The sequence below is a fragment of the Cedecea sp. FDAARGOS_727 genome, from assembly GCF_012273235.1.
GTDB lineage: Bacteria > Pseudomonadota > Gammaproteobacteria > Enterobacterales > Enterobacteriaceae > Cedecea > Cedecea davisae.
The window spans coordinates 3,508,774-3,525,243 of record NZ_CP050966.1 but is presented as its reverse complement, the minus strand read 5'-3'; the positions used below and the strand labels follow the sequence as shown (position 1 = coordinate 3,525,243).

The 16,470-nt window shown below is 54.2% G+C and carries 16 protein-coding genes and 1 other annotated feature; of the genes, 11 read left to right on the top strand and 5 right to left on the bottom strand.

Annotated elements, in window-relative coordinates:
• The first annotated feature begins 15 nt into the window (after positions 1-15).
• Positions 16-1,167: an acyltransferase gene (locus FOC35_RS16550; protein WP_172569536.1), complete on the top strand. Its 1,152-nt coding sequence runs from the start codon at positions 16-18 to the stop codon at positions 1,165-1,167.
• A 76-nt stretch (positions 1,168-1,243) separates the two neighbouring features.
• The gene (gene sbcB / locus FOC35_RS16545) at positions 1,244-2,671 is read left to right on the top strand and encodes an exodeoxyribonuclease I (protein ID WP_172569535.1); all 1,428 of its coding nucleotides are present in this window, start codon (positions 1,244-1,246) and stop codon (positions 2,669-2,671) included.
• A 62-nt stretch (positions 2,672-2,733) separates the two neighbouring features.
• Here sbcB and FOC35_RS16540 read toward each other — a convergent pair whose 3' ends face one another.
• The 3 genes from FOC35_RS16540 to FOC35_RS16530 all read right to left on the bottom strand — a co-directional run bounded on the left by FOC35_RS16540 (position 2,734) and on the right by FOC35_RS16530 (position 6,223).
• Positions 2,734-4,098, bottom strand: a complete 1,365-nt coding sequence (locus FOC35_RS16540) for an APC family permease (protein WP_016537196.1) — start codon at positions 4,096-4,098, stop codon at positions 2,734-2,736.
• Between the two features lie 345 nt (positions 4,099-4,443).
• The gene (locus FOC35_RS16535) at positions 4,444-5,358 is read right to left on the bottom strand and encodes a LysR substrate-binding domain-containing protein (RefSeq protein WP_172569534.1); all 915 of its coding nucleotides are present in this window, start codon (positions 5,356-5,358) and stop codon (positions 4,444-4,446) included.
• A gap of 37 nt (positions 5,359-5,395) precedes the next feature.
• Positions 5,396-6,223, bottom strand: a complete 828-nt coding sequence (locus tag FOC35_RS16530) for an SDR family oxidoreductase (protein WP_172569533.1) — start codon at positions 6,221-6,223, stop codon at positions 5,396-5,398.
• A gap of 200 nt (positions 6,224-6,423) precedes the next feature.
• On the opposite strand from FOC35_RS16530, the gene hisL reads away from it, so the two are divergent.
• The 9 genes from hisL (at position 6,424) to hisIE (ending at position 13,658) form a co-directional block, all read left to right on the top strand.
• Complete coding sequence (gene hisL / locus FOC35_RS16525; RefSeq protein WP_099516347.1) at positions 6,424-6,474, top strand: his operon leader peptide; 51 nt, start codon at positions 6,424-6,426, stop codon at positions 6,472-6,474.
• Positions 6,450-6,572: a sequence feature (His leader region), on the top strand. Its footprint overlaps the gene before it by 25 nt.
• Before the next feature lie 37 nt (positions 6,573-6,609).
• Positions 6,610-7,509 carry an ATP phosphoribosyltransferase gene (hisG, locus tag FOC35_RS16520; RefSeq protein ID WP_016537199.1) on the top strand — a complete coding sequence of 300 codons (900 nt, stop codon included), beginning with the start codon at positions 6,610-6,612 and terminating at the stop codon, positions 7,507-7,509.
• Positions 7,510-7,513: 4 nt separating this feature from the next.
• Positions 7,514-8,821: a histidinol dehydrogenase gene (gene hisD, locus FOC35_RS16515; protein WP_172569532.1), complete on the top strand. Its 1,308-nt coding sequence runs from the start codon at positions 7,514-7,516 to the stop codon at positions 8,819-8,821.
• The gene (hisC, locus tag FOC35_RS16510; RefSeq protein ID WP_016537201.1) at positions 8,818-9,900 is read left to right on the top strand and encodes a histidinol-phosphate transaminase; all 1,083 of its coding nucleotides are present in this window, start codon (positions 8,818-8,820) and stop codon (positions 9,898-9,900) included. Before hisD ends, hisC begins: the two co-directional genes overlap by 4 nt.
• A complete protein-coding gene (gene hisB / locus FOC35_RS16505) occupies positions 9,897-10,964 on the top strand; it encodes a bifunctional histidinol-phosphatase/imidazoleglycerol-phosphate dehydratase HisB (RefSeq protein WP_172569531.1) in 1,068 nt (355 codons plus the stop codon). Before hisC ends, hisB begins: the two co-directional genes overlap by 4 nt.
• Positions 10,964-11,554 carry an imidazole glycerol phosphate synthase subunit HisH gene (gene hisH, locus FOC35_RS16500; RefSeq protein WP_172569530.1) on the top strand — a complete coding sequence of 197 codons (591 nt, stop codon included), beginning with the start codon at positions 10,964-10,966 and terminating at the stop codon, positions 11,552-11,554. The genes hisB and hisH overlap by 1 nt, the downstream gene beginning before the upstream one ends.
• 3 nt (positions 11,555-11,557) lie before the next feature.
• Positions 11,558-12,295, top strand: coding sequence for a 1-(5-phosphoribosyl)-5-[(5-phosphoribosylamino)methylideneamino]imidazole-4-carboxamide isomerase (hisA, locus tag FOC35_RS16495; protein WP_172569529.1), 738 nt, complete (start codon positions 11,558-11,560; stop codon positions 12,293-12,295).
• A complete protein-coding gene (gene hisF, locus FOC35_RS16490) occupies positions 12,277-13,053 on the top strand; it encodes an imidazole glycerol phosphate synthase subunit HisF (protein WP_172569528.1) in 777 nt (258 codons plus the stop codon). Before hisA ends, hisF begins: the two co-directional genes overlap by 19 nt.
• A complete protein-coding gene (gene hisIE, locus FOC35_RS16485; protein WP_016537206.1) occupies positions 13,047-13,658 on the top strand; it encodes a bifunctional phosphoribosyl-AMP cyclohydrolase/phosphoribosyl-ATP diphosphatase HisIE in 612 nt (203 codons plus the stop codon). The genes hisF and hisIE overlap by 7 nt, the downstream gene beginning before the upstream one ends.
• 62 nt (positions 13,659-13,720) lie before the next feature.
• On the opposite strand, the gene gndA is transcribed toward hisIE, so the two are convergent.
• Both gndA and FOC35_RS16475 read right to left on the bottom strand, forming a co-directional pair.
• Complete coding sequence (gene gndA, locus FOC35_RS16480) at positions 13,721-15,130, bottom strand: NADP-dependent phosphogluconate dehydrogenase (protein ID WP_172569527.1); 1,410 nt, start codon at positions 15,128-15,130, stop codon at positions 13,721-13,723.
• Positions 15,131-15,308: 178 nt separating this feature from the next.
• On the bottom strand, positions 15,309-16,436 hold the full coding sequence (locus FOC35_RS16475) for a glycosyltransferase family 4 protein (protein WP_172569526.1): 1,128 nt from the start codon (positions 16,434-16,436) through the stop codon (positions 15,309-15,311).
• Positions 16,437-16,470 lie beyond the last annotated feature (34 nt).

Genomic DNA, 16,470 nt, shown 5'->3' with positions numbered 1-16,470 from the left:
TTTGAAGGTAACCTTATGGTTGAGAGTAAACCCTGGTCTCCCGAGCTTGAAGGTCTGCGCGGCCTGGCGTCGCTTTGGGTGCTGTTAGGCCACATTTGCCTGCTGGTGCAGTGCAAAATTCCGTTGCTTTACGACCCGGGGATGGGCGTCGATTTGTTTATTTTGCTGTCAGGTTATTTGATGGCGAAGAATTATCAGGAACGGCGTGAGCGAGAGCCGTGGAATAAATTATCAACATTTCGTGTCTTCTGGCTGAGACGCTTCTTCCGCATCGCCCCGCTCTATTATTTATTGCTGCTGGTGGCGTTGCTATTTGGCGGCTGGTTTGGCGAAATGCGCGATATTATCGCCAGCGCCTGGCCTTCAACCGCCACCGCAAGCAGTCGCTATGCCGACCATTCATTTATCAATATTGTCAGTCATCTGTCGTTTATTTTTGGTTTTATCCCGGCCTACTCTTTCCGCACCGTTCTGCCGGACTGGAGCATCGGCCTGGAGATGCAATATTACCTGCTGTTCCCGTTTATTATGCTGCTGGTGATGCGCTACGGGTTCGCACTGAGCTCGGTGTTGCTGATGATCGTTTGCCTCGCCGCCCGCTGGCTGCTGCCGGGTTATTTCGAGGCTTTCCCGATGCCGTCGATGATCCTGATTAAGCTGCCGCTGTTTATTGCCGGAATGCTGATTTCCAGAGCTGTAATGCACAATAACCTGCGCTATTGTGCGCTGGCGCTGCTCGCCCCTGTCATTGCATGGCAGATGCATATTGCCGAAAATCATCTGCGGCTGGTGGCGGAGTGCGTGATGATAATCGGTATGATGGTGCTGCTTTGGCCACACGGGCAAGAAACGCGGCTGAGCCCCATCACCGCCCTGCCGCGTCGGCTATTAACCTGCCGGTTTAGCCTGTTTTTGGGCGATGTTTCTTACTCGGTTTATCTACTGCACTTGATGATAGTCATCCCGTTAATTGGCCTGCTGGTGCGCTACACGGCGTTTGCTCATCAACCCTCGCTGATACGCGCCCTGATTGTTGCCGCCATCACGCTGCCGCTGGTGTGGTTGATAGCCCTGGCGCTCTACCATAAGGTCGAAAAACGAGGGATTGCGTTAGGTAAGCGATTGATTGTCAGTACCGGGCTTCCCGCCGGACGTACGGCACCTTAAACGCGCTTTTCCTTCTGATGAGCAGACAGATGGTTTACCATTGGGTCAGATTACAACTAGCTCAATGGTAACCTCAGTGTCTGACTCTGCATCGCTTGCTACATTTCTGTTTCACGATTACGAGACCTTCGGCAAAAGCCCCTCCCTGGACAGGCCGGCGCAGTTTGCTGCCATTCGAACCGATGGCGAATTCAACGTTATTGGCGAGCCCGAAGTGTTTTACTGCAAGCCTGCGGATGACTACCTGCCCCAGCCGGAAGCCGTGATGATAACCGGGATAACGCCTCAGCAGGCGCTGGCCCGGGGCGATAACGAAGCGGCTTTTGCAAAACGCATTCACGCCATTTTTACCGTGCCGAAGACCTGCGTGGTGGGTTACAACAATGTGCGCTTCGACGATGAAGTTACCCGCAATATCTTTTACCGTAACTTCTACGATCCGTACGCCTGGAGCTGGCAAAACGATAACTCGCGCTGGGACCTGCTGGACGTGATGCGCGCCTGTTATGCCCTGCGCCCGGAAGGCATTGTCTGGCCGGAAAACGAAGACGGACTACCGAGCTTCCGTCTTGAGCATTTGACCAAAGCTAACGGAATTGAACACGCCAACGCCCACGACGCGATGTCCGATGTGTACGCAACTATTGCTATGGCTCAACTGGTGAAAACCCGTCAGCCGCGTCTGTTCGACTATCTCTACAGCCACCGCTCGAAGCAAAAACTACAAACGCTGATTGATATTCCGCAAATGAAGCCCCTGGTTCACGTTTCGGGCATGTTTGGCGCCGCACGCGGGAATACCAGTTGGATTGCGCCGCTGGCCTGGCATCCGGATAACCGCAATGCGGTGATTATGGTGGATTTGGCCGGGGATATTTCTCCGCTGCTGGAGCTGGACGCCGATACGCTGCGCGAGCGCCTGTATACGCCAAAAACGGCGCTGGGCAATACGGCAGCGGTGCCCATTAAGCTGGTACATCTGAATAAATGCCCGGTGCTTGCGGTAGCTAATACCCTGCGCCCGGAAGACGCCGAACGGCTTGGGATCAACCGCCAGCAGTGTCTCGATAATCTGAAGGTGCTGCGCGAACACCCTGAAGTGCGCGAGAAGGTGGTCGCCCTGTTTGCCGAGGCAGAGCCTTTTGTTCCTTCCGATAACGTGGACGCCCAGCTGTATAACGGCTTCTTCAGCGATGCAGACCGCGCTGCAATGCGCATTGTGCTGCAAACTGACCCGCAAAACCTTCCTGCGCTGGATATCACCTTCGCCGACAAGCGTATTGAGAAGCTGCTCTTCAACTACCGGGCGCGCAACTGGCCGGGCACGTTGAGCGAAGATGAGCAGAACCGCTGGCTACAGCATCGCCAGGAAGTACTTTCCCAGGAGGCTCTGCAGGCCTACGCCCAGGAGCTCGAGGCACTTTACAACCAACATGAAGGCGACAAAGAGAAGCTGGCGTTACTCAAAGCGCTGTTCGAATACGCTCAATATCTGGTGGGTTAATCTTTCCGGCAGGTAAAAAAAAGGCTCCCATCGACGGGAGCCTTTTTTATATTTGAATGCTATTACGCGATGTCTTCGTTGTACTGAGGCACCGGGTTACGGAAGCTGCGGGTGACGCAGGCAACGTAAATCAGGCCGATTGCGCCCCAAATCAGGCCGAGGATCATCGAGCTTTCTTCGAGGTTAATCCACAGTGCACCAACGGTCAGCGCGCCAATAGTTGGCAGAACCAGGTAGTTCAGGTGGTCCTTAAGGGACTTGTTGCGCTTTTCGCGGATCCAGAACTGAGAGATAACCGACAGGTTAACGAAGGTAAAGGCCACCAGCGCACCGAAGTTAATCAGCGCAGTTGCGGTTACCAGGTCAAAGTCGATAGCCATCAGCGCTACCGCGCCAACCAGCAGTACGTTAAACGCCGGGGTACGCCATTTCGGGTGAATATAGCCGAAGAAGCGGTTCGGGAACACGCCGTCACGGCCCATCACGTACATCAGGCGAGAAACGCCGGTGTGCGCCGCCATACCGGAAGCCAGCACGGTAATGGTGGAGAAGATAAGCGCGCCAACCTGGAAGGCTTTACCCGCAACGAACAGCATGATTTCAGGCTGAGATGCATCCGGATCTTTAAAGCGAGAGATATCCGGGAAGTACAGCTGCAGGAAATAGGTCGAGACGATGAAAATCATGCCGCCAATCAGGGCGGTCAGGAAGATAGCCCGCGGAATAACACGCTCGGCGTCCTTGGTCTCTTCAGACAGGTTGCTGATGCCGTCAAAGCCGGTGAATGAGAAGCAGAGAATAGTCGCCCCGGTAATCATCGGTGCAATGTGTGCGTTTTCAGACCAGAACGGTTTGCTACTTGTCAGCGTACCCGCGCCTTCACCGCCGGCAACACCGTAAACCACCATGCCCATAATGACCGCAATCAGCACGATTTGCAGCAGCACGATGACGCTGTTGAAGTTGGCAACGGTTTTGACGCTGCGCAGGTTAGAGACCGTCATAAAGCCGACCAGCACCACCACGAAGATCCACGAAGGGACGCCGGGTACCAGAGCTTCAAAATAGATTTTCGCCAGCAGAATGTTGATCATCGGCGCGAACAGATAGTCGAGCAGCGACGACCAGCCCACCATAAAACCGACCAGCGGGTTAATGGACTTCTGAGCGTAGGTATAAGCGGAACCCGCAGACGGGAAACGACGCACCAGCTTGCCATAGCTCAACGCGGTGAACAGAATCGCCACCAGAGCAAAGGCATAAGCCGTCGGCACATGGCCATCGGTCATCCCGGAAACAATACCGAAAGTATCAAACAAGGTCATCGGCTGCATGTAGGCAAGGCCCATCATAACTACCGGAACCAGCGTCAGGGTCTTATGCAGACCTGGGCGGGTGTTTGCACCTGCGGTGACGTTAAGCGACATGGTTGTTTCCCTCAATAGAGAAAGCCTGCGCAAAAGCAAAAATCTGCCCCATCTCAATTTCCTCGGCGACACGACTGTCGTTTTTTAAAAGCTAGTATCTATCCGGTACGAAGCCCGGCCTCTTGGTTTTTTTGGCAAATGCCGTTTGTCTGACTTAGTTGATTGCAAAAAAATAACCGACGTCTCTTAAACGTCGGTTAGTCTTCTATTTTTGCTGGCGCATATTTTGCACCATTAACGGGCACAATGACAAGATGTTAGAATCATCTTTGGCAATTTCTTTTTCACCGGCTCGCCGTCATAGACCTTAGTCCTTGTATTGGATTGTTGCCAGGTAAGAAAGTGCTATTTTTCCGGGCGGGCATAAACCTGCGCAATTTGCGCGTCGCAGACGATTTTCTCCCGCCACCATTCGCTGGCAAGTCCGGCGGTTTGCTCGTTCCAGCCTATCCAGACCGGCACAAAAGGCACCTGCCCGGCCACCTGCTTTTCCACCAGCGCCCCGCTGTCGATAAAACGCTGGGCCATATAGCGCGGCATGTAGCCGCAGCCGATGCCGCTGATTTGCAGTTCCAGCTTGATTTTGAAATCAAACACCGTGATGGCTTCCTGTTCTTCCAGCAGATGCATGGCACGGGCAGACTCTATTCTGGAAGTGTCCCCCACGACCACGGCGCGCGAACGCTTGATTAAGCGCCTTGTCAGCGGCTCCTCTGCTTTCGCCAGCGCATGGTGGGGGGCCACCACAAAGACTATTTCCAGCCTTCCCAGCAACGTAAAGCCAAAGCCGCTCAGGGAAGGCGGGTCGCTCATCGCGCCGACGATAATATCCGCCCGCCCTTCGGTTAGCGCCTCCCACGAACCGCCCAACACGTCGTTAATAAATTTAAGGCGCGTCACGCTGTAACTTTGATAGAAGGCTTCGATTAACGGGGTAAGCAGAGAGAACGGGAAAGCATTATCGACGCCGATAGTCAGCTCGTTTTCCCAGCCTTGTTGTAGCTTGATGGCCTGCTGCTCCAGCTCGCGCACCGAATGCAGGATCTCCCGCCCTTTTTCCAGCAGCAGCTCGCCGGTGCGGGTAAAACGCGACCGATGACCGCTGCGGTCAAGGATCTGGATATTGAGATCGCTTTCCAGCTTTTGCACGCTATAGCTCAGCGCAGACGGTGTTTTAAAGAGTTTTGCCGCCGCAGCAGCAAAACTCCCTTCTTTATCCAGCGCATCCAGAATGATCAGGACCTCAAGCAAAGGTTTCATACTCGCTCCCGGGTGCGCGGAGCCTGCCGCGCGGCTGTTATTGCATCGGCATAATCAGCGGATTGGGGTATTGATACTCGAAGCCTAGCTCATTACAGATGCGGCTGCCGTCAATCAACTTGCCGTGGCCGGTTTGCGCCTCGCTGCGGAACTGCGGAGCCTCCAGCCCAATTTGCCGCGCCATGTGCGAATAAAACTCGGCCCGCGTTGGGTGCGAAGGCGCGCAGAGGTTATAAACGTGCCCGCCCTTAGGCGCCTGCAACAGCAGCGTGATGGCGGCGATAACGTCTTCCAGGTGCACCAGGTTCACGCCGTGATGCCCGTTCGCCACATCTTTTTTCCCTGCCAGGAACCGGCCAGGATGGCGCTCCGGCCCGACCAATCCGGCAAGGCGCAGAATATCAACCGAAGTACCGGGCAGGCGATGCAGCCAGTCCTCCAGCTCTTTTAACACTCGCCCGCTGGCGGTAACCGGCCGAAGTGGCGCGGTTTCTTTAAGGTTGCCTTCACCCTCGCCGTATACGGAAGTGGAGCTGGTAAAGATGATGCGGGGCACCGAATGGGCCAGCGCGCTATCAACGATTTCCTGCACCGCCTGCAAATAGAAGTCATCGCCCTCGCCGCTGCGGCGAGCCGGCAGCGTTATCACCAGAGCATCAACGTTCAACAAGGCGTCCAGATCCTCGCTTTCGCAAACCAGCTCAGGCTGTAATTTCAGCTGATAGCTTTCGATGCCGCACATACGCGCCGCTTCTACGCCATCCAGCGTGGTTTTGCTTCCGCTGACCTGAAAACCGCGCGCTGCTAATGACAGCCCCAGCGGCATTCCCAACCACCCTAACCCGACTATTGCGACCCTTTTCATGCCTTGTCTCCTGACCTGACAGCATTATCTTCTGACGAGTGAATTTGACTCTCTATTAAGGCTACGCCACCGGCGCGTAACTGACAATTAACTCTCCCCAACAGAATATTAACCAGACGGGAAAAAACCCCTTGCACTCAACGCGTAATCTGGTTTACGTTAATTGGCACATAATGAATAGTCATTCATACGAGAATTTTATGACACGCGTTCCATTTAAAAACCACCATCATCACCATCACCCTGACTAGTCTTTCAGGCGATTGGTGCTGGGAGACGAAAAGATCTTCCAGTGGTGCGTGAACGCGAGATAAAGCCCCCGGAAGATTTCTTCCGGGGGCTTTTTTTTTGGGCGTCAGACAGGAATTAATAAGGGGTAACAACCGATGACCGACAACAACCGTTTACGCATAGCTATGCAGAAATCTGGCCGCCTTAGCGATGATTCACGCGAATTACTCGCCCGCTGCGGCATAAAAATCAACCTGCACACTCAGCGCCTGATTGCGCTGGCAGAAAACATGCCTATCGACATTCTGCGCGTACGCGATGACGACATCCCGGGTCTGGTGATGGACGGCGTTGTCGACCTCGGTATTATCGGTGAAAACGTACTTGAAGAAGAGCTGTTAACCCGCCGCGCCCAAGGTGACGACCCGCGCTATTTCACGCTGCGTCGCCTCGACTTCGGCGGCTGCCGCCTGTCTCTGGCAACCGCCGTGGACGAACCGTGGGACGGCCCGGCAAGCCTGAACAACAAACGCATTGCCACCTCTTACCCGCACCTGCTCAAGCGCTACCTCGACCAGAAGGGTGTGCAGTTTAAATCCTGCCTGCTTAACGGTTCGGTGGAAGTGGCTCCGCGTGCGGGCCTGGCCGACGCGATTTGCGACCTGGTTTCCACCGGCGCAACGCTCGAAGCCAACGGCCTGCGTGAAGTTGAAGTTATCTACCGCTCCAAAGCCTGCCTTATTCAGCGCGACGGCGAAATGCCGGAAGCCAAGCAGCAGCTCATCGACAAACTGCTGACCCGTATTCAGGGCGTGATTCAGGCCCGAGAGTCCAAATACATCATGCTGCATGCGCCAAGCTCCCGCCTGGACGAAGTTATCGCCCTGCTGCCGGGTGCCGAGCGTCCGACCATTCTGCCCCTGGCCGGTGACCAGCAGCGCGTAGCCATGCATATGGTGAGCAGCGAGACGCTGTTCTGGGAAACCATGGAGAAGCTGAAAGCGCTGGGCGCCAGTTCTATTCTGGTGCTGCCGATTGAGAAGATGATGGAGTGACCCGATGAGCAACTTCAACACGCTGATTAACTGGAACGAGTGCGATGAAAACGCCCGCAGTGCCCTGCTAATGCGCCCGGCAATTTCCGCCTCTGACAGCATTACCCGCACCGTTGCCGAAATTATCGACAACGTAAAAAGCAACGGCGACGTCGCGCTGCGTGAATACAGCGCAAAGTTTGATAAAACCGAAGTCCGGCAGCTCAAAGTGACTTCGCAGAAAATCGACGAGGCGGTAGCCCGCCTGGGCGTGGATATTAAAGAAGCGATGGCCGTTGCGGTTGCCAATATCGAAAAGTTTCATCTCGCCCAGCAGCTGGCTCCGGTTGATGTGGAAACCATGCCCGGCGTGCGCTGCCAGCAGGTTACCCGCCCGGTGGCTTCTGTGGGCCTGTATATTCCCGGCGGCTCTGCGCCGTTGTTCTCCACTGTACTGATGCTGGCAACGCCCGCCCGCATTGCCGGCTGCAAAAAAGTGGTGCTTTGCTCACCTCCGCCGATTGCCGACGAGATCCTCTATGCCGCGCAGCTGTGCGGCGTGCAGGAGGTGTTTCAGGTTGGCGGCGCACAGGCGATTGCCGCCCTGGCGCTGGGGACCGAAAGTATCCCGAAAGTGGACAAAATCTTTGGGCCTGGTAACGCCTTTGTTACCGAGGCGAAACGCCAGGTCAGCCAGCGTCTTGACGGCGCGGCAATCGACATGCCCGCCGGACCCTCAGAAGTGCTGGTCATCGCCGACAGCGGCGCAACGCCGGACTTCGTGGCCTCCGACCTGCTTTCTCAGGCGGAGCACGGCCCGGACTCGCAGGTCATTCTGCTGACGCCGGACGCCGCGATGGCCGAAGCCGTAGCCCAGGCCGTTGAGCGCCAGCTTGCCGCGCTGCCGCGTGCCGAAACGGCCCGTAAAGCGCTGGAAAGCAGCCGCCTGATTGTTGCCCGCGACCTTGCCCAGTGCATCGAAATCTCTAACCAGTACGGTCCGGAGCACCTGATTATCCAGACGCGTAATGCCCGTGGACTGGTAGACAGCATTACCAGCGCCGGGTCGGTGTTCCTGGGTGACTGGTCGCCGGAGTCCGCAGGCGACTACGCCTCCGGCACTAACCACGTGCTGCCGACTTACGGTTATACCTCCACCTGCTCTAGCCTCGGGCTGGCGGACTTCCAGAAGCGCATGACCGTGCAGGAGCTTTCCCCGCAGGGCTTCGCCTCGCTGGCAAAAACGATTGAAATCCTGGCCGCTGCCGAGCAGCTTACCGCCCACAAAAACGCCGTTACCTTACGCGTCGCCGCCCTGAAGGAGCAAGCATGAGCATCGAAGAGTTAGCCCGCGCCAACGTTCGCGCCCTGACCCCTTATCAGTCTGCCCGTCGCCTCGGCGGCAGCGGGGATGTGTGGCTGAACGCCAACGAATACCCGACGCCGGTTGAGTATGAGCTCAGCGCCAACACGCTGAACCGCTACCCGGAATGCCAGCCTAAGCAGGTTATTGCCAATTACGCCAGCTACGCAGGCCTCAAGCCTGAGCAGGTACTGGTCAGCCGCGGCGCGGACGAAGGCATAGAACTCTTGATCCGCGCATTTTGCGAGCCGGGCAAAGACGCGATTCTTTACTGCCCGCCGACCTACGGAATGTACACCGTCAGCGCCGAAACTATCGGCGTGGAGTGCCGCACGGTAGCCACTCTGGATAACTGGCAGCTGGATCTGCCCGCGATTGCCGAAAAGCTCGACGGCGTAAAAGTGGTTTATGTATGCAGCCCAAACAACCCAACTGGCCAGCTGATTAACCCGCAGGATTTACGCGTGCTGCTGGAAATGACGCGTGGCAAAGCGCTGGTTGTGGCCGACGAAGCCTATATCGAATTCTGCCCGCAGGCGACGCTGGCAGGCTGGCTTGAAGAGTACCCGAATCTGGTGATTTTGCGCACCTTGTCAAAAGCCTTCGCGCTGGCTGGCCTGCGCTGCGGCTTTACCCTGGCGAGTGAAGAGGTCATTAACCTGCTGCTGAAAGTCATTGCCCCTTACCCGCTCTCTACTCCGGTGGCCGACATTGCCGCACAGGCGCTTAGCCCTCAGGGTATAAACGCCATGCGTGAGCGTGTTGCTCAGGTGCTGCTTAACCGCCAGTTCCTGATTAGCGAGCTTAAAAATACGCCTTGCGTCGAGCAAGTTTTCGACAGCGAAACCAACTATGTTCTGGCGCGAATTACGGCTTCCAGCGCGGTCTTTAAATCACTGTGGGATCAGGGCATTATCTTACGTGACCAAAATAAACAACCGACTTTAAGCGGCTGCCTGCGCATCAGCATCGGCACACGCGAAGAGTGCCAGCGCGCTATCGACGCGCTGCGCCAGCAACCCGGCCTGCAGGCCACGGAGAGCAAATGAGCCAGAAAGTTCTTTTTATCGACCGCGACGGAACCCTGATTTCCGAGCCACCAAGCGACTATCAGGTCGATCGCATGGATAAGCTCGCTTTTGAACCGGCGGTTATCCCGGCTCTGCTGCAACTGCAAAAAGCAGGCTTCAGGCTGGTGATGATTACCAATCAGGATGGGCTCGGCACCGCCAGCTTCCCGCAGGTTGACTTCGACGGCCCGCACAACCTGATGATGCAGGTACTGACTTCTCAGGGCATCACCTTTGATGAAGTGCTGATTTGCCCGCACCTTCCGGCCGACAACTGCGACTGCCGCAAGCCTAAGCTGGCGCTGGTCACCGGTTATTTGCAGGAAGGCGTGCTGGATAAAGCCAACAGCTACGTGATTGGCGACCGCGCTACCGACATCGAACTGGCGGAAAATATGGGCATTCAGGGGCTGCGCTATAGCGGTGATACCCTGAACTGGCAGCAGATAGCCGAGAAGCTGACAAAACGCGACCGTTATGCGCACGTTGAGCGCAATACGAAAGAAACACAGATTGACGCGAAGGTCTGGCTGGATCGCGAAGGCGGCAGCAAGATTGCCACCGGCGTGGGCTTCTTCGACCACATGCTCGATCAGATCTGTACCCACGGCGGCTTCCGCATGGAGATCGCGGTGAAAGGCGACTTGTACATTGACGATCACCACACCGTGGAAGATACCGGCCTGGCGCTCGGTGAAGCGCTGAAACTGGCGCTCGGCGACAAGCGCGGTATCACCCGCTTTGGTTTTGTGCTGCCGATGGACGAATGCCTGGCACGCTGCGCGCTGGACATCTCTGGCCGCCCGCACCTCGAATATAAAGCCGAGTTCAACTATCAGCGCGTTGGCGACCTGAGCACCGAAATGGTCGAACACTTCTTCCGCTCGCTTTCTTACACTATGGGCGTAACGCTGCACCTGAAAACCAAAGGCAAGAACGATCACCACCGCGTAGAAAGCCTGTTCAAAGTCTTTGGCCGTACCCTGCGCCAGGCGATCCGCGTTGAAGGCGATACGCTCCCCTCCTCTAAAGGAGTGCTGTGATGAATGTGGTGATCCTCGATACCGGCTGCGCCAACCTTCATTCGGTAAAATCGGCTATTCAGCGCCACGGCTATGAGCCGCAGGTGAGCCGCGATCCGGATATTGTACTGCGCGCCGACAAACTTTTTTTACCCGGCGTGGGCACCGCGCAGGCGGCAATGGATCAAATTATCGAACGTGATTTGGTCGAGCTTATTAAAGCCTGTACCCAGCCTGTGCTGGGTATTTGCCTCGGCATGCAGCTGCTGGGCAGCCGCAGCGACGAAAGCAACGGCGTTGAGATGCTCGGCATCATCGACCAGCCGGTATTGCAGATGAAAGACTTCGGTCTTCCGCTTCCGCATATGGGCTGGAATCGCGTTTACCCGAAAGCGGGCGATCGCCTGTTCCGCGGCATTGAAGACGGGGCTTATTTTTACTTTGTTCACAGCTACGCGATGCCGGTCTGCGCAAACACCATCGCTCAGGCAAGCTACGGCGAGCCGTTCACCGCTGCGGTGCAAAAAGATAACTTCTGGGGCGTGCAGTTCCACCCGGAGCGTTCCGGCGCGGCCGGCGCTCAGTTGCTGAAAAACTTTCTGGAGATGTAAGCCATGATTATCCCCGCTCTTGATTTAATCGACGGCAAAGTGGTGCGTCTCCACCAGGGCGATTACGGCCAGCAGCGTGACTACGGCAGCGATCCTCTGCCTCGCTTACAGGATTACCAGGCCCAGGGCGCGCAAGTGCTGCACCTGGTTGACCTGACCGGTGCAAAAGATCCGGCCGCCCGCCAGATCCCACTGCTGCAAAAACTGCTGGCTGGCGTAAGCGTGCCGGTGCAGGTTGGCGGCGGCGTGCGTACCGGGCAAGATGTGGAAGCCCTGCTGGAAGCCGGTGCGGCTCGCGTAGTGGTTGGCTCAACGGCGGTAAAATCCCCGGAGCTGGTGCAGGGCTGGTTTAAACGCTTTGGCGCCGATGCGCTGGTGCTGGCCCTGGACGTGCGCATTGACGCCGCAGGCAACAAACAGGTGGCGGTCAGCGGCTGGCAGGAAACCTCCGGCACCACGCTTGAGCAGCTCGTCGAACAGTTTTTACCCTTCGGCCTGAAGCATGTCCTGTGTACGGATATTTCTCGCGACGGGACGCTTGCTGGCTCCAACGTGGAGCTTTATCAGGAAGTTTGCGCTCGTTTTCCGCAGGTGGCTTTCCAAGCTTCCGGCGGTATCGGCGGCATTGACGATATCGCAGCCTTGCGGGGTAGCGGCGTGAAGGGCGTGATTGTCGGGCGCGCGCTGCTGGAAGGTAAATTCAACGTAACGGAGGCCATTTCATGCTGGCAAAACGGATAATTCCCTGCCTGGACGTGCGTGACGGCCAGGTCGTAAAAGGCGTGCAGTTCCGCAACCACGAAATCATCGGAGATATCGTTCCGCTGGCTCAGCGCTACGCGCAGGAAGGTGCCGATGAGCTGGTGTTCTACGATATCACCGCTTCCAGCGATGGCCGCGTAGTAGATAAAAGCTGGGTCACTCGCGTGGCCGAAGTGATTGATATTCCGTTCTGCGTGGCGGGCGGGATCAAGTCCGTTGAAGACGCGGCGCAGATCCTCTCCTTCGGCGCAGATAAGATCTCCATCAACTCCCCTGCTCTGGCCGACCCGACGCTGATAACTCGTCTGGCAGAACGCTTTGGCGTGCAGTGTATTGTGGTGGGAATTGATACCTGGTTTGATGCCGAAACCGGCAAATACCACGTTAACCAGTATACCGGCGACGAAAGCCGCACTCGCGTCACTCAGTGGGAAACGCTGGACTGGGTGCAGGAAGTGCAAAAGCGCGGCGCGGGGGAAATTGTGTTGAATATGATGAACCAGGACGGCGTGCGTAATGGCTACGACCTGGAGCAATTAAGGAAAGTGCGTGAAGTGTGCCACGTCCCGCTGATAGCCTCCGGCGGCGCGGGAACGATGGAGCACTTCCATGAAGCGTTCCGCGATGCGGATGTTGACGGCGCCCTGGCGGCTTCCGTGTTCCATAAGCAAATTATCAATATTGGTGAACTGAAGGCTTTCCTGGTTCAGCAAGGCGTGGAGATTCGAGTGTGTTAACAGAACAACAGCTTGCCCAGCTGGACTGGGAAAAAACCGATGGCCTGATGCCGGTTATCGTTCAGCATGCGGTGTCCGGCGAAGTGCTGATGCTGGGCTATATGAATCAGGATGCGCTGGCAAAAACGCTCGATACCGGCAAAGTGACTTTCTTCTCGCGCACCAAACAGCGCCTGTGGACCAAGGGAGAAACCTCTGGCCACTTCCTGAACGTGGTGCGTATTGCCCCGGACTGCGATAACGATACGCTGCTGGTGCTGGTGAACCCAATCGGCCCAACCTGCCACCTTGGCACCTCAAGCTGCTTTGGCGAAGCCCATCACGACTGGCACTTCCTGTTTGAGCTCGAACAGCTGCTGGCCTCACGTAAAACCGCGGACCCGGCAAGTTCTTACACCGCGAAGCTGTACGCCAGCGGCACCAAGCGTATTGCTCAAAAAGTGGGGGAAGAAGGCGTGGAAACCGCACTGGCAGCCACCGTGAACGACCGCCACGAACTGACCAATGAAGCCTCCGACCTGATGTATCACCTGCTGGTACTGCTCCAGGATCAGGATTTGGACTTGAGCACCGTGATTGAGAATTTACGCGCCCGGCATAAATAACGGCTCGCTGTAGACGTAAAAAAGGCCGCTGATGCGGCCTTTTGTTTAGTGTTTTTTAGCGATTAATCTAACCATTCGGTGTGGAACACACCTTCTTTATCGGTACGCTTATAAGTGTGCGCCCCAAAGTAGTCACGCTGTGCCTGAATCAGGTTAGCTGGCAGAACTGCTGCGCGGTAGCTGTCGTAGTATGCAATAGCAGCCGAGAAGGTTGGCGTTGGGATACCATTCTGTACAGCATAGGAAATCACGTCACGCAGAGCCTGCTGGTAATCGTCGGCAATCTTCTTGAAGTAAGGCGCCAGCAGCAGGTTTGCAATAGCCGGGTTCTCTTCATAGGCGTCAGTAATTTTCTGCAGGAACTGCGCACGAATAATGCAGCCCGCACGGAAAATCTTAGCGATCTCACCGTAATTCAGATCCCAGTTATTCTCTTCAGACGCGGCACGCAGCTGAGAGAAGCCCTGAGCGTAAGAAACGATTTTACCCAGGTACAGAGCACGGCGAACTTTCTCGCTAAACTCGGCTTTATCACCGGAGAATGACTTAGCCTGTGGGCCACTCAACACTTTAGATGCCGCAACACGCTGCTCTTTCAGGGAAGAGATATAACGAGCAAATACGGATTCGGTAATCAGAGACAGCGGCTCACCGAGATCCAGAGAGCTCTGGCTGGTCCACTTACCGGTACCTTTGTTGGCAGCTTCGTCCAGAATCACATCAACCAGATATTTCCCTTCTTCATCTTTCTTGGTGAAGATGTCTTTGGTGATGTCGATCAGATAGCTGCTCAGCTCGCCTTTGTTCCACTCAGTAAAGGTTTCGGCCAGCTCTTCGTTAGACAGGTTCAGACCGTGTTTCAGCAGAGAATACGCCTCAGCAATCAGCTGCATGTCACCGTATTCGATGCCGTTATGCACCATCTTCACGTAGTGACCTGCGCCATCAGGACCGATATAGGTCACACATGGCTCACCGTCTTCTGCAACAGCAGCAATTTTAGTCAGGATAGGGGCAACCAGCTCGTAAGCGTCTTTCTGGCCGCCAGGCATGATGGATGGCCCTTTCAGCGCGCCTTCTTCACCGCCGGAAACACCGGTACCGATAAAGTTGAAGCCTTCGGCAGACAAATCACGATTACGACGGATGGTGTCGTGGTAGAAGGTGTTCCCGCCATCAATAATGATATCGCCTTTATCAAGGAACGGTTTCAGGGAGTCGATGGCAGCATCAGTGCCAGCGCCCGCTTGCACCATCAACAGGATACGACGCGGCGTTTCAAGGGACTCAACAAACTCTTTTACGGTGTAATAAGGAACCAGCTTCTTGCCAGGATTCTCTGCGACGACTTCTTCAGTCTTCTCACGGGAGCGGTTGAATACGGAAACGGTATAGCCACGGCTTTCGATGTTCAGCGCCAGGTTGCGCCCCATCACGGCCATACCAACAACGCCGATCTGCTGTTTGGACATTACATACTCCTGTCAGGTGTGGACTCTGTCGTTTAGACAGACTTAATTGCGAAATTATATATTATGATAAGAGTAAGTGGTACACAGAATCGGATATTCAGACAATAAACAGCACACTTGATCAATGTTCAATCAAGCCAGAGACGTACAAGTCATTAAAAAAAATTAAATCTCAAAACTAAAAAGCCTCATAAATAGTTACAGTTTTCTTAATAACTAGCTCAGAAGAATATTTTTCCTCGATTAGCCTACGAGCGTTAACACCCATAAACTCACGAACATGTTGATTATTAATTAAATTAGAAAGTTTCACAGCAAACTCTTCTATATTGTTTTTTGGGACCAGATAACCATTATATCCATCAATGATTAAACTTCCGCAACCACCAGAATCGAAACTTATTACAGAACGACCAATGGCACCTGCTTCAAGTAAAATCCTGGGAATACCTTCCGAGTATACAGATGGCAGAGCAACGATATTAACCCCTTCAATAATTTCTCTAATATCATTTCGCTTACCCAACCACTCAATATCGCCAGAGTTGTGCCAACTTTCTATTTGGGAAATACTAATTGCATCGCGGTCATTGTCCACGATAATGCCTGCTACTAATAGATCAAAAGTAACGCCTTTTTGCTGCAAGATTTGCTTTGCCTTAATTAAAGTACCCAGTCCTTTGCTCCAAAGCATTCGGCTTGCAAAAAGAACTTTCACCTTATAAAGGCGAGGCTCATTTTTATAAGAAAAATAATCTGTATTGATACCCGCACCATCTATAACATCGGTTTTGCTTTTTGGTATTTTCATTAATGACATAATTTTTTCTTGATCCTGCTTATGCTCAAAAAGCACCCTGCAGTTTGTACTCAAGAAAAAGTACCGATACATAACTTTTATAAAACACTTCATCATTCGATAGAATAGGTTACTACTCTCGAATACTCGACCAAGACCAACAAAGCTATAAACAAGTTTCTTATTTTTCATTTTAACCCAAATACAGCTCATAATTCCTGGTTTAATTGTTATAGAATGAACAATATCTGGATTAATTTTATTTAACTGTTTAAAACAGTAGAAGACATTAAATATAAAAAGGAATGGATTTAAACTATGCTCTTCGGTTTTACTATCTACACATTTAAAACCTAGCCTGGTGAGCTTCTCGTAAATATTATTATCCGAAAAATTAGCTAATACATAAACATCATAACCAGCATCAATTACTGCCATGGCACGCTCTAGCCAGTGTAATTCAAAATACCATGCTGAGTTAACGAAATAACATATTTTTGTCTTCATACTTAGAAAAAAGCATCTCCTTTCACTGCTAAAT

Coding starts and splice junctions, on each gene's coding strand:
- FOC35_RS16535 (WP_172569534.1), bottom strand. CDS start 5,358: ATGAAACCTTTGCTTGAGGTCCTGATCATTCTGGATGCGCTGGATAAA.
- FOC35_RS16540 (WP_016537196.1), bottom strand. CDS start 4,098: ATGTCGCTTAACGTCACCGCAGGTGCAAACACCCGCCCAGGTCTGCAT.
- hisD (WP_172569532.1), top strand. CDS start 7,514: ATGAGCAACTTCAACACGCTGATTAACTGGAACGAGTGCGATGAAAAC.
- hisG (WP_016537199.1), top strand. CDS start 6,610: ATGACCGACAACAACCGTTTACGCATAGCTATGCAGAAATCTGGCCGC.
- hisH (WP_172569530.1), top strand. CDS start 10,964: ATGAATGTGGTGATCCTCGATACCGGCTGCGCCAACCTTCATTCGGTA.
- FOC35_RS16550 (WP_172569536.1), top strand. CDS start 16: ATGGTTGAGAGTAAACCCTGGTCTCCCGAGCTTGAAGGTCTGCGCGGC.
- gndA (WP_172569527.1), bottom strand. CDS start 15,130: ATGTCCAAACAGCAGATCGGCGTTGTTGGTATGGCCGTGATGGGGCGC.
- hisC (WP_016537201.1), top strand. CDS start 8,818: ATGAGCATCGAAGAGTTAGCCCGCGCCAACGTTCGCGCCCTGACCCCT.
- hisA (WP_172569529.1), top strand. CDS start 11,558: ATGATTATCCCCGCTCTTGATTTAATCGACGGCAAAGTGGTGCGTCTC.
- hisF (WP_172569528.1), top strand. CDS start 12,277: ATGCTGGCAAAACGGATAATTCCCTGCCTGGACGTGCGTGACGGCCAG.
- FOC35_RS16530 (WP_172569533.1), bottom strand. CDS start 6,223: ATGAAAAGGGTCGCAATAGTCGGGTTAGGGTGGTTGGGAATGCCGCTG.
- FOC35_RS16475 (WP_172569526.1), bottom strand. CDS start 16,436: ATGAAGACAAAAATATGTTATTTCGTTAACTCAGCATGGTATTTTGAA.
- hisB (WP_172569531.1), top strand. CDS start 9,897: ATGAGCCAGAAAGTTCTTTTTATCGACCGCGACGGAACCCTGATTTCC.